At 37.9% G+C, this 13219-nt stretch carries 12 protein-coding genes; 6 read left to right on the plus strand and 6 right to left on the minus strand.

Annotated elements, in window-relative coordinates; translation table 11 throughout:
* Genes ACN9MR_RS04330 through ACN9MR_RS04345 form a run of 4 tightly spaced genes read right to left on the minus strand, consistent with a single transcriptional unit; the run spans position 1 to position 5376 of the window.
* Positions 1-2133: a DUF4175 family protein gene (locus ACN9MR_RS04330; protein WP_426328398.1), complete on the minus strand. Its 2133-nt coding sequence runs from the start codon at positions 2131-2133 to the stop codon at positions 1-3.
* The gene (locus tag ACN9MR_RS04335) at positions 2120-3487 is read right to left on the minus strand and encodes a BatA domain-containing protein (RefSeq protein WP_426328399.1); all 1368 of its coding nucleotides are present in this window, start codon (positions 3485-3487) and stop codon (positions 2120-2122) included. The genes ACN9MR_RS04330 and ACN9MR_RS04335 overlap by 14 nt, the downstream gene beginning before the upstream one ends.
* A gap of 3 nt (positions 3488-3490) precedes the next feature.
* On the minus strand, positions 3491-4378 hold the full coding sequence (locus ACN9MR_RS04340) for a DUF58 domain-containing protein (protein ID WP_426328400.1): 888 nt from the start codon (positions 4376-4378) through the stop codon (positions 3491-3493).
* A complete protein-coding gene (locus ACN9MR_RS04345; protein ID WP_426328401.1) occupies positions 4378-5376 on the minus strand; it encodes an AAA family ATPase in 999 nt (332 codons plus the stop codon). Before ACN9MR_RS04345 ends, ACN9MR_RS04340 begins: the two co-directional genes overlap by 1 nt.
* Before the next feature lie 152 nt (positions 5377-5528).
* Here ACN9MR_RS04345 and ACN9MR_RS04350 point away from each other — a divergent pair, with 152 nt between their 5' ends.
* Positions 5529-6158 (plus strand): DUF4159 domain-containing protein, encoded by a 630-nt coding sequence (locus tag ACN9MR_RS04350; RefSeq protein ID WP_086545324.1) that lies wholly within the window; start codon positions 5529-5531, stop codon positions 6156-6158.
* Positions 6159-6271: 113 nt separating this feature from the next.
* Here ACN9MR_RS04350 and ACN9MR_RS04355 read toward each other — a convergent pair whose 3' ends face one another.
* On the minus strand, positions 6272-6739 hold the full coding sequence (locus ACN9MR_RS04355) for an Lrp/AsnC family transcriptional regulator (RefSeq protein WP_426328402.1): 468 nt from the start codon (positions 6737-6739) through the stop codon (positions 6272-6274).
* A 323-nt stretch (positions 6740-7062) separates the two neighbouring features.
* Between ACN9MR_RS04355 and serC the strand changes: the two genes are divergently transcribed.
* The 4 genes from serC (at position 7063) to ACN9MR_RS04375 (ending at position 10414) form a co-directional block, all read left to right on the plus strand.
* Entirely contained in the window at positions 7063-8175 is a 1113-nt protein-coding gene (serC, locus tag ACN9MR_RS04360) for a 3-phosphoserine/phosphohydroxythreonine transaminase (RefSeq protein ID WP_426328403.1), read from the plus strand.
* Complete coding sequence (locus tag ACN9MR_RS04365) at positions 8172-9293, plus strand: DUF1015 family protein (RefSeq protein ID WP_426328404.1); 1122 nt, start codon at positions 8172-8174, stop codon at positions 9291-9293. The genes serC and ACN9MR_RS04365 overlap by 4 nt, the downstream gene beginning before the upstream one ends.
* 25 nt (positions 9294-9318) lie before the next feature.
* Complete coding sequence (locus ACN9MR_RS04370) at positions 9319-9465, plus strand: hypothetical protein (RefSeq protein ID WP_426328405.1); 147 nt, start codon at positions 9319-9321, stop codon at positions 9463-9465.
* Between the two features lie 157 nt (positions 9466-9622).
* Positions 9623-10414 (plus strand): lacto-N-biose phosphorylase central domain-containing protein, encoded by a 792-nt coding sequence (locus ACN9MR_RS04375; protein WP_426328406.1) that lies wholly within the window; start codon positions 9623-9625, stop codon positions 10412-10414.
* A 5-nt stretch (positions 10415-10419) separates the two neighbouring features.
* On the opposite strand, the gene ACN9MR_RS04380 is transcribed toward ACN9MR_RS04375, so the two are convergent.
* Positions 10420-10989 carry a DUF1543 domain-containing protein gene (locus ACN9MR_RS04380; RefSeq protein ID WP_426328407.1) on the minus strand — a complete coding sequence of 190 codons (570 nt, stop codon included), beginning with the start codon at positions 10987-10989 and terminating at the stop codon, positions 10420-10422.
* Between the two features lie 403 nt (positions 10990-11392).
* Here ACN9MR_RS04380 and ACN9MR_RS04385 point away from each other — a divergent pair, with 403 nt between their 5' ends.
* Positions 11393-13111 carry an FAD/NAD(P)-binding protein gene (locus tag ACN9MR_RS04385; RefSeq protein WP_426328408.1) on the plus strand — a complete coding sequence of 573 codons (1719 nt, stop codon included), beginning with the start codon at positions 11393-11395 and terminating at the stop codon, positions 13109-13111.
* The last annotated feature ends 108 nt before the right edge of the window (positions 13112-13219 follow it).

Raw genomic sequence — 13219 nt, forward strand, 5'->3', positions numbered from 1 at the left:
CTATTTGCCGGTTTTGTTGAGGTTATTAAAATAGTTTTGGTACAAGGCCGAGGCTGGGCTAGCACTTTGTGTCTGCGGTTTTGCTGCTTCGGTATTGATCATTTTTTGGATAGCCTGTTGAACCAGATCGATCTCTTTAAGCATCAATTTATTTCCTGTACTTAGCTTTCTTAAACTGGTTAACGCACTTAAATAGGTTGAAGGATTGTCGGCCGCGGCACCAATCATATATTTTTCTGTTTCGCTTAGTAAAAAGCGATCTTGATCACTGAATTTTTTATCTGTTTTTCTGCTTTCTAATAGTGCAAGCGCTATTTTTAGCGAGGCTGTTCTTTTTTCTTTTTGCTCGAAGGACATTTTTTGCACAGGCTGCGTAATTTTATCCAGCTCACCACTTAAACGTTTCTCGGGTTTTAACGCTGCCGTTTTTACGGTGGTTTTGGCTACATACGCCCGCGATTTCTGTTGTAGATCTTTCAGTAATCTGAGCGCTTTATATTCGTAGGGTAATGCTTCCTGGGGTTTATAGGTTCTTAAACGGAGTTCTGCATTCCACATTTCAGTTAAAACGGCCTTTAGCTGTGCTTTCATTTCTGGTTCGAAGAAGGTGGCATCTTCTGCGATATCATGTTTGTGCGCATATTTGTCCATAATGGTGCTCACATCACCAAACTTCTCATCTCCACCCTTATGTTCCGCATGCTCATCGTGGTCATCATGATCACCGCCGATTTCAGTTTCATTTTCTTCTCCCAAAAACTGTCCGTAACGCAACCGCAACAGCTTCTGGTCGATACCCAGATCGTTGCTTCGGGCTTTAAAAGTTGCAAGAGGCAATGTCGATTGTGCTTTCAACAGTTTTTCGGTGTCGATAATGATCTGTCTTTCGCTCCTAAAATATTCAGGAACCAGGTTAACGCCATTGGTCATTCCTGCTAAACTCATTAATTCTGTAGTATCTACAATCGAAACAAAATAAACATCCGAACGACTCGATTGACCATGGTTATCCATCGCTTTGATGAAAAAATAAAGTTCATCTCCTGGTTTCATGCCAAGGCCTTTTAAGTCAATCAGTTTACTTAGCGTGAGGTTCTTTTTGTTGTCAAACCTGGTATTAAACAATAGTTTTTTCTCGGTAAAACTCACACCTTCACCTTTACCACTGGCCATTGTTGCCGATATATAGGCGTCGTTGATGCCATAGTCATCTGTAAGTGCTACATTCAGGTTAATCTTTTGGGGCTGACCGATATCAATAGTGGTGTGCTGTTTGGGTTGTGTAATTTTAATTGTAACCGGTAAATCAGGAATGATCTCGATCTGGTAGAGATCTGATTTTTTACCGTCCAGCTCCAATTGATAAAAGCCTGATTTGTTGATTGTTTGGCTATAGATCCATTGCGTATGTGTGGCGTTTACAGGTTTTAACGGAACAATTTCATTGTCGTTAAAGATGATTTTCAGTTTTTTAATACCAATGTTCGTTTCGATTTTCCAGTTTATTCTGGCACCTGTTTCGGCAGCAATTGTAAACTGTTTTTGTTTGCGTTCTCCTTTTCCGGTATAGGCTGGCGGAATGATGGTGGCACTGAAATCGGAAATTTCTGCCGGAATATTTTCTTTGATCTTAGGAACAGATGTTTTAGATTCCTGAATAGATAGACCGTCTTTTTTGGCCTGAGGGATTTTGGTTATTCCAAAACTGATCAATAAAGCGGCAAGCAATAATACCAAGGCTAAATATAATTTCTTTACAGGTTCTTTTGGCTGCGACAGATTGGGGATTATATTTTCGATTTTGCTACGCTGCAATTGCTGCAACATCGATAATTCAGCCTGATTTTGCAGTAGGAGATCGGCACTCTCTTCCAGTTCAGGATATTGGTTGTTTACAAAACGCGAAATATCCTGATCGGTGGTTTTCCAAATAGGTTTTACGAATAAGAAGATGCCCAGAATAACAGGGAAAATAACTGCAAGAAGCCATGGAGAAAAATGTAGCAGGTAAACGCCAATAACCGATAAAACCAAAGCAATGGCCAAAGCAATTGCAACGGTGCTGATCAGATAAAAGCTAATCCACTTTTTCCTTAGGTTACTGATCCAATTTTGTCCTTCAGCTTTTAACATAATTAGGTTTTTTTCTGAATGATAAAATACGTTCGGTGGTAAAAATCAATAAAGCTGCTATCCAGAATGTAATTCCAAGCGACTCGTTTTGCGTAGTGTTTGTGGCTTCAGTTTTAGTAATCTCGGTAACTTCTTTTTGCTGAACTGATAATCTCCGCTGATCGGCAGGGTTGTCTTCAAAACCAAATTCTGTTGATTCTTCCGCTCTGATCACAATCGGCATCAATGCTTTTACAAATAAGCCATCCCAAACCAGTTCGTTCCATTGCGGGTTAAAACGGCTGTAAAAGTGAAAGATATGTAAGGCATTAGCCTTATCATTTGTCAATATTGCATTTCCAAAACCATCGGTCCATATTTTTTCGGCTTGACTGGTTGAGGCAATTCTTTTACTCAATTTAATATGACGACCATCCAGGTTAATAAATGATGGTACGGTAATTACTTTCCCTTTTTCATATTGAAATAAGGCTCCGTTAGGCGCAATGGAAGATTTAAAGCTTGCCGTAACCGCATCATCTGATAACCAAAAACCAATATCAGCTTTCCCCGTCGGTGGATTGATAATGATTTTTCGGTTCGTAAAACTGCCGATGGCTTTTAAGGCCGCAATGAGATATTTGCCATCTGTAATTCCCGAAGCCTCATGTATTGTGATATCTATTGGCGATTCGTCAGCCGAATTTAAAGCCTGATAAGTGGTGTTTGAAGGGTTAGACTTTGCTTCATATTTCTTTCCGGCATATCCGGCAATCCAACTGCTTAAGGTATCAGTTTGGTTTAAGGGTATCCAATTCAATTTATAGTTAAGGGTTGGCAGTTCATTACCAAAACGGTTTAAGCGATGATCTGCAAAAAGATAAACGGTAGCACCTGCCGGAATATGATGGCTAGACTCACTGAGTAAGGAAGTGTAACTTACGGTGTTTGCTGGCTTTATTTTATTGGCAGCGGTATCTTTCACTGTTAATTTTGCGAAACCAATATTAAAATCGTGGATTTCGTAGCCCTGTTTTATTAATGAATCTATTGTTTTATTATGCGTTTTAAAAACCTGTAGAAGCATTGCTTTATCAACCAAAATCCATCCGGTTTTATTTTTGCCCGAGATTATTTTTTTAAGATAAGGTTGTGCCAACAGAAATGCCAGCAGTACCAAAAGCAAACAACGCAAAACCAATAAAAGCCAATCGTTAATTTTAAAGCTTTTCGAACTTGCCCTTGAACTTTCGCCTAGCAATGCAATGCTGCCAATCTTAACCGTTTTGCCTTGCTTAACGTTCCATAAATGGATAATGAGCGGGATAATTAAGCCTGCAAGCGCCAGTAAACCTATGGGATATAAAAAATGCACTGTTTAAATTCTAAGTTTACTCCTCTGTTTTAAAAAATCCCTCAAAGTCTGGTCTAAAGGTTCATCGGTACAAATGGTTCTGTAGAAAATTCTTCTGTCGAGCATTTTAACTCTTGCCTCCTCTAAATAAGTATTGAGTTTATTTTTATAGTCCTGTCTGGCTTTTTCCTGATCAATCTGAACGGTTTCTCCGGTTTCCAGATCTTCAAAAGTGCTATAACCCTTAAAATCAAGATCCAGTTCATTTCTTGATAACACATGAAAAACCACGATCTCGTGCCTTAAAGTATTCAGTGTATCCAATAACTTGATGATTTCATCATCTGTTTGATAAAGATCGGTAACGAAAATTAATAGTTCGCGTTTTTGGGCACCTGCAAATAGTTCTTTATAATGAATGGGTTTGGTAAATCTTCCATCAGGATTAATCTGCTCCAACTGATAAAATAGCCTGGCCAGATGCTGATAATCCTGCTTTGGGCTCATGGAAAAAATCCCTGAATTTTTCAACACATACAAACCAATCGCATCACCTTGTAAATTGGCGAGGTAAGCTAAAGATGCACCAAGATATTTTGCATAATCAATTTTGGTAAAATCGCCATCACTATGGTTCATCGAAGCACTTGCATCTATTAATATGCGCACGGCAATATTCGTTTCCACCTCCGATTCGCGGATATAATAACGGTCGGAGCGGGCAAACATTTTCCAATCGAGCGATCGCAGATCGTCGCCGGGTTGATAACTTCTGTATTGACTAAACTCCAATCCCGGACCCTTTACGGTACTTTTATTAATGCCGTTCATAAAACCATCTATCGTCATTTTAGCCGATAATGAAAGGTCTTTAATGGCCATCAATACTTTCGGATCGAGCAGTTTACTCATTAAATATTGGCTTTTGGTTTCGAAATGGCTTTGATCAGTTCGTCGGTAACTTTATCCGACGAAACATTTTCGGCTTCTGCCTTAAAATTCATCAATACCCTGTGGCGAAGTACAGGATAAGCCATGGCCTGTAAATCTTCCATAATTACAGCGTACCTGCCTTTAAATAAAGCTCTTGCTTTTGCTGTTAATATTAAGGCTTGCCCTGCCCGCGGACCAGCGCCCCAGCGTACCCATTCTTTTACAAAATTTACAGTTGTAGTATCGGGGCGGGTGGCGCGGATGATCTCGCTTACATAAGTAATTAAATCATTGCTGATACTTACTTCGCGGGTAATGGCTTGCAGTGCTGCAATTTCTTCAGCGCCAATAATCGGGTTGATTACCGCTTTTTTACTACCCGTTGTACTGCTTAAAATCTGCGTTTCTTCGGTTGCCGTTGGGTAACCGATTTTGATGTACAAAAGAAAACGGTCTAATTGTGCTTCTGGCAGGGGGTAGGTTCCGGCCTGCTCAATTGGGTTTTGTGTAGCCAGAATAAAAAATGGCCGATCTAAAGGGTAAGTTTGTCCGCCATAAGTTACTTCAAATTCCTGCATGGCCTCTAACAAAGCCGATTGGGTTTTGGGAGGCGTTCTGTTTACCTCATCGGCCAGGATAATGTTGGCAAACAAAGGGCCTTTGTTAAATTTAAAAAAACGTTTTCCCGTTACATGGTCTTCTTCCAGTATTTCGGTGCCCACAATATCGGTAGGCATTAAATCGGGTGTAAACTGGATTCTTCTAAAAGAAAGATCTAAAGCCTGAGACATCGTTCTTACCATTAAAGTTTTCGCTAAGCCCGGTACACCTTCCAGTAAACAATGTCCGCCGGCCATTAAAGCGATCAGCATTTCTTCGATGATCACATCCTGACCCACAATTACTTTTTGTATTTCGCTTTTTAAAAGGGAGATCTTATCGATCAATATTTTTAGGTTGCTTTCTGAACGCTCCAAAACGGTTGATTTTTTTAGTATAACGATATTGTGCTTCAATATAGGGCATATTGGTGCATAATTTTTAGCCTAATAGAAAGAATATCAAAAAATTTACACGATAATTAGGGTAAAAAGGTGGATTAATAAAAAATGAAGGTAATTTTAGGGTGATGCAAAGAGCTAAATTTACATTTGCGAGGTTAAAATATAATTCAGGCGATTGGGATACCGATCAGCGTATGCCATCCAATCTGTTAAATTCTCTGCTGGAGTATACCACTATCCCCTTAGATGAAGAAGAGAAAATTGTAGAATTAAGCAGCCGCGATTTGTTTAAATATCCTTTCTGTTATTTAAGTGGGCATAAACTGGTTCAATTTAGTCAGCAAGAAGCCGTAAATTTTAAAACCTATGTACATAACGGAGGTTTCGTTTTTGTAGATGATTGCAACCATGATATTGATGGTTTATTTGCCCGCTCGTTCGAAACGCAGATGAGCAATTTATTTGGCCCGCAGGCTTTGAAAAAAATCCCTAATAACCATGGCATTTATAGTTCTTTTTTTAAGTTTGAGAAAGGACCGCCAACTACTTCTTTCGAGTTAAACGGTTGGGGTGATGATTTGGTGCACGATTACCTGAAAGCGATTACCATTAACAATAGGATAGGGGTACTGTACAGCAATAAAGATTATGGCTGCGAGTGGGATTACGATTTCAGGAACAAACGTTTTTTAGCTGAAGACAATACCAAATTCGGGGTAAATATTATACTTTACGCCATGGGGATCAACAGTTAACTTTTTTCGTGCTGTCAGATGTTAGCATCTGACAGGTGTATGCGGTTCATTAATTATACCTGGGAAGCAGCAGATGGTAACATCTGCCGCTACGCTTAATTGAACCAATGCACCTACAGTGCATACGCGGTTTCGGCTTTCGATTGATTTAGTACCAGAAAGCTCTGGATATTTCCAACATAAGCCAGTGCGCCTATATTATCTCTCAGGAAATTGTTGTAAGAAACCATATCGGGCATGGCTACTTTAAGCATAAAATCGAAATGACCGGTAAGGTGATAACACTCCATCACTTCGGGGTATTTTTCCATTTCGACCTTAAATGCCCTTACAATATCTTCTGAATGCGTGGTAAGCTGAATGTGCGGAAAGGCTATAAAATGCGACCTCAGTTTATCGATGTCTACAATGGCAACTGTTGATTTGATGTAGCCATTCGACCGCAGTTTTTTAATGCGATCTACAATATGGGTCATGCTTTTTCTAAGCTTTCCCGAAACTTCTTTATAGGTTAATAATCCATCACGTTGTAAAAGATTTAGGATTTCGATATCAGTCTGATCAACTTTTTGAGGTTGCATGTAAATACTTAGTGTATAATTGTTTCTTTTTTGTTCGCTTTTGTATAGCCTAAAAATAGTTAAAATAAGGTATATTTATATAATTTATTGTTGTTATTTAAAAACATACTTAGTGTATATATTACAATAATGGTAAAAATCAAGCAGTACAAATAAAAATTATATTCTGTTAGCTTATTTTCCTGATGTGCTAAACCAAATTTTTAGGATGTTTAGGGTTTGATAAAAAATAATTTTTATCAAAAAAATAAGTTGTTGCGGTATAATTTGCTTAACTACTGATCTTTACGCTGTAATTAATTTAACCGAATATTATTTTTCTCATGCATAAAAAACACAATTTTGGTGCCGGCCCATGCATACTGCCGTCGTCTGTAATAGAACAAGCTGCCCAAGCCGTAATCAATTGGGGAGGGATGGGTTTATCTATTTTGGAAGTTTCTCATCGATCACCAGAATTTGAAGATGTGGTACTTAAAACCCAGCTTTTGGTCCGCGAGTTATTGTCTGTTCCCGATCATTATTCAGTACTTTTTTTACAGGGTGGGGCCAGTACTCAATTTGCTATGGTTCCAATGAATTTTTTGAGTGAAGGGAAAAAAGCTGCTTATCTTGATACCGGGTATTTTGCTCAAAAAGCCATTAAAGAGGCCAAATTATTTGGCGAAGTAGAGCTAGTTGCTTCTTCGAAAGATAGAGATTATGCTTATATCCCAGTTGAGTTTAATAATAATAAGCAAGCTGCGTACCTGCATTGTACTTCAAATAATACGATTGAGGGGACAGAAATATTCGATTTCTCTACTGCCGGTGCGCCGTTGATATGTGATATGTCATCGGATATTTTTTCCAGAAAAATTAACATCACTGATTTTGACCTTATTTATGCTGGTGCCCAAAAGAATATGGGGCCAGCTGGGATGACCCTGGTTATTGCAAAAAATGAATTTCTTAACCAGGCAAAAAAAGAAATCCCATCAATGTTGGATTATCGGGTATTCCGCGATAATATGAGCATGTACAATACACCACCGGTTTTTTCTATTTATGTGGCCATGCTTAATTTATTGTGGCTGAAAGATCAGGGTGGTGTTAATGGAATAGAACAAAGAAATATAGAAAAGGCAAAATTATTATATACCGAAATAGATCGGAATCCGCTTTTTTATGGTACGGCCGATGTTGAGCATCGTTCCAGAATGAATGTTACCTTCCTGGCCATTAATAAAGATGTAGAAACCGAGTTTTTAAAATTTGCGGCAGATCAAGGAATTGTAGGCATAAAAGGTTACAGAACAGTTGGCGGATTTAGGGCTTCACTTTACAACGCGCTCCCATTATCGAGTGTTGAAGTATTGGTAAGTGCGATGGCCAGTTTCGAAAAAATATACAGCGATAAAACAGTTCTCGAACTCGAACAATCCGTTAAACGATGATAAAAATTTCTCCATTAAAGGCATTACAGCCAGGTAAAGACATCTTTGATCTGATGATTTCTGATCAGGTAAACGGTAAGGTGCATAAAAATGAGCAGCTTTCTTTTGAAGACCTGCTTAATCTATTCGGATGTCCTTTGGATGATCGGCCTGCTATTTATGTTTACGAGTTCCGCAGCGAATTTGGTGTAATGAGGGGGATTTGGGCGGCTACCGATCTTTCTCAAACACCTGTAAATGCAATTAAAAGACACGAAGAAACAGTATCGTCGAAAGTAGAATCGCTTAAAATAGACCGTAAGAATAAAGCGACACAAAAATCGCCAATCTTATTGGTTCATAAAAAAGATAAAACTTTAGATGCGCTTATTGATTTTGTGGTGCGTACGCGTAAACCTTTAACCAGCGAATGGTCGCAGATGGGACATTTTCTTTATCAGGTATTGGAAGAAGATGTTATTGAAAAATTTGTTGAAGCGTTTATGAAACTTCATACGGTTTACCTTGCCGATGGTCATCATCGTTTGGAAGCAGCCTGTTCGCTGCAGAAAAGCATACCTCAGCAGATCAGTTCGCTATTTGTTTCTGCCGATGTAATTTCGATAGGTGCCTTTCATAGAGTGGTTTCGGGTGTAGATATTTCTTATCCGCTGCTGATGGAAAAACTGAAAACGTATTATTATATCTCAAAAATTCCCAATAACAAAGCTTATAAACCTGATCAGAAGAATAGGTTAGGCCTTTGTGTTAAAGGCGAATGGTATCAACTGGATTTAAATAAAACTTCAATTGCATTGTCAGAAGTGCCGGATACGGTGATTTTACAAGATAAAATCCTATCGGCTGTACTGGGTATCAATAAACCAAAGGAAGACGAAAGGCTAACATGCTTTCCGGATTGCAAATGGTCTCAATTTCTTGCAGCGCTGAATCATGATGAAACGTCTATTGGTTTTTCTCTTTTTCCGATGACAGCCGATGCATTTATTACTGCTGCAGAAAAGGGTGAGTTTTTGCCGCCCAAATCTACCTGGATAGAGCCTAAGATTCCTCAGGGATTTATGGCGAGTAGCCCGGTGGCCATAACGGCGAAAGGAGAACAGATAAGGGTAAATTAACAGTTAAACCTATCAAACAAACGATATGTTGAATCTCGATTTAGAAAACATAGCGCAGATAGGCGCTACCTTTCTGATAATTGCTTTCTTTATAGTGGCTTTGTACAAAAAACGTCTTAAAGTAAACAAGAAAAAAAACGATGGAGAGCACGATCATCTGCATTGGCTCTAAAACATTAAATTGAATATTGTTGTGGTAAATCAATTTAGTTTGATCCGGAGTAAGTTTTGTAGTTAATTATGCCATAACGATTGATTATAGCAATTTGATTATAGTTAAATTTTATACTTTTGGGTTATTGATATTTACAATTTAACCCGATATATTTATGAAAATGCTTTTTAGAGTTTGCATACTTTCTATTTTAATTTGCACATCTGTTCTGGCGAGTGCACAAACTGTTACTTTAGATTATTTTTTTAATCGCGAAACCCGAAAAAATAAGGCCGGAGAGATAGAGCGTTTTCATTATTTATGGGGCAAAAGCGATTATGGAAATTTCTTTATCTTAGGAAACATCTTTAAGAAACAAGGCTTTAAGTTAGATTCTTTAGAAACAGCTCCTACTGCAGCCAAACTAAAAGGAACTGATGTATATCTAATTGTAGATCCCGATCGACCAAAAGAAAATCCAAAACCAAATTATATACAGGCAGCAGATATCAATGAAATTTCTGCATGGGTTAAACAAGGTGGCGTATTGGTGATGTTTGCCAACGATAGCGCAAATGTAGAACTGCCTCACTTTAATAAATTAGCCAATGTATTTGGTATGCACTTTAGCAATGAAATGCAAAATCATGTTATTGATGATAACCATTTTGAAGATGGTGCTATTTCAACGAAAAACAATCCTGTATTTAAAACAGCGCAAAAAATATTTATGAAAGATGTGTGCGCTATTGAAACCAAAAACGGTGCAAAACCAGTTTTGAAAAATGCAGCAAATGCAACAGTTATTGCTTCGGCTAAATATGGTAAAGGAACAGTAATTGCCATCGCCGACCCGTGGTTGTATGACGAATATGTTAACGGACGTTTACCAAAAGAAATGGGTTTCGAAAATGATAAAGCAGCTGCTGATATAGTGGCATGGTTAAAAAAACTGTCGAAAAAATAATGCTATTAAAGTTTATCTAGTTTAAGATAACCCAAATGAATTTCATCTTCAGGTAAATCGCCTGAAGATGTTTTTATTTCGATATGGTATTTTTGTTTCGATTCTTCGCTTAAAATATCTTCAATTTTATAAATGTCATCTACATCAATGCCATACTTTTCATCAATGTGGGCATTGGCGCCTTTTATCGAATTGGTTTTAAAGAATGCCGTTTTCTTTGCCTCCTGTATCGCCTTAGCCCGTTCACTATGCACAGATAAAACAATATAATGTTGTTCGTATAGTTGGTTCGATTGGTAGCCACCAAGGTTAATAAAAAATAGTTTGTCGGTAGAAAGAGCTGTAGAACCATCTCTTAATTTAATGTTAATTTCATAATTACCCACCTTAGTCACTTCCCGCCAGCCATCAATATGGATACTGGCTCCTGCTTCGGGCCAAAATGCTTTAATTTCGGGAACAAGCGCCTTAAGCGAGTGGGCGATGCCGAAGAAATAATCGTGTTGTTCTACATTTCTTTTCGGTGCTTTCGATCCCAATAAAAGCATATATAATTTTGGTTGTTGTGTATCCATATTTAATTGCTTGCCTTTTCTTTTAACAGCGTTAATCAGAATTGGTTTGTGATTTTACATCTTGTTTTAACCACAGAGAACACAAGTAGAAAGGCGCGGAGAACACAAAGCTGGTGATTATGCAGTACAAACCTTTCAATATAAACCCGATAGCAGTAATGCCGATTCTTCATCGGCTGGAACGAATAGCGGGACTACCACACCCCCTGGAATACTGACATTCATTTCCAAAACCTAAAAGCATTACAAACATCATTTATATTGCCCTTATAAAATAAATTATTTCTCAGGATAACAACTAGGGCAATTATTCCGTGTTTCTGTGGCAAAAAGCAAAACAATTTCGTCTTTTTAGGATTATATGATCTGATGAATTAAGGTGCACAAATAAATGCAGCGATAAATGGATATTAAAAAAGCAAAAAAGAAAATCGCTATTATAGGCGGTGGACCCAGTGGTCTTTTCATGTATAAAAGATTAACAGAAGCTAAAGTCACCAACTTTGAAATAGATATCTTCGAACGTAAAGATTATTTGGGTGCTGGTATGCCATACAGTACAGAAGGGGCTAATGTAGAACATATCACAAATGTATCAGACAATGAAATTCCGATCATTTTTAATTCTATAGAAGATTGGGTAAAAATAGCACCTAAAGCTGTTTTAAAAAAGTTTAACATCAGTGAAGAGAAATTTAACGAATACAAAGTGTTGCCCCGACTGTTTTTCGGCGAATACCTATCGGCCCAGTTTAATCTCCTGAAAAAAGCTGCGGCTAAAAAAGGAATTAAAACAAATGTCCACTTAAATTGCATTGTGGAAGATATTATTGATGTTCCTGATAACAATAAAGTAGCCGTATGTGTTCAAAACCATGATAAACTTTATTTCGATCAGGTTATTATCTGTACCGGGCATAATTGGCCTAAAAAATATGAGGGCAGGATTCCCGGTTATTTCGATTCTCCATACCCACCTAAAAAAATATCGTTAAAACTTAACCACGCTGTTGGCATTATGGGTTCATCATTAACGGCGATTGATGCCTTAAGAACGCTGGCCAGGCAAAATGGAAAGTTTACAGACAATGAAGATGGAACATACACTTATCATTTAGATAGCGAGGGATTTAAAGTTGTAATGCATTCGCGTAGTGGCTTATTACCTGCTATTCGCTTTCATCTGGAAGATTCGCATTTAGGAAAGGAAGAAACGCTCAGCAAAGCTGAAATTCAGGAGAGTATAGCCAATAACGGAGGTTTTTTACCCCTGGACTTTGTATTTGAAAAGAATTTCAAGGAAATGTTTATTAAAAAAGCCCCTGCATTTTATGAACAGATCAAAGACATGAACCTGGAAGAATTTGTTGAAACCATGATGAGCTTCAGGGAAAAAATGGAACCTTTTGATCTTTTTAAAAAAGAGTATGATGAAGCAGAAAAATCTATAGAAAAGCGGAAATCTATTTATTGGAAAGAAGCCCTGGCTGTTTTAAGTTTTGCCATGAACTATCCAGCCAAATACCTTTCTGCAGAAGATATGGAGCGGCTTCAAAAAGTATTGATGCCCTTAATTTCGATTGTAATTGCATTTGTACCCCAAAGCTCGTGCAGAGAATTATTGGCACTGCACGAAGCGGGTGTGTTAAGCATTGTTGCAGTAGGTGATGATGCTGAAGTTGAACCGTTAAAAACGGGTGGAGCAGATTATCATTATAAGGTAGATAATCAAAAGATAACCGTTCATTTCGATACCTTTATCGATTGCGTTGGACAGCCGCATCTTTCTTTCGATGATTTTCCGTTTAAAAGTTTAATCAAGAATGGAACGGTTAGTCCGGCCATGTTGCAGTTCCAGTCTGCTGAGAACGGAAAAGAAGAAATGAAGCAAAATGATTTAGTGACAAGGAAAGGCAATACTTACTTTTTAACTGTGCCTGGTATTACCATTAACGATCATTTTCAGGTGGTTAACGAAGCGGGGCAGGTGAATGAAAGAATTTACATCATGGCCGTTCCGTACATTGGGGGATACAACCCCGATTATTCCGGGATCGATTTCTGTGAAGCAGCATCAGAAGCGGTGTTAAAGCGTGTTTTGGGAGAGAATAGGATTACTTAATAAATTTTCTGCTTAAACATTATTTCATGTATTTTTTGATGACACTAATGCTGTAGCTAAGAAAAAGCTTGATTTATAAAATCGATTAGTATTGTTTCTACAAAAAAA

Origin of the sequence: Pedobacter sp. R-06, assembly GCF_049913135.1 — a bacterium.
Classification (GTDB): domain Bacteria; phylum Bacteroidota; class Bacteroidia; order Sphingobacteriales; family Sphingobacteriaceae; genus Pedobacter.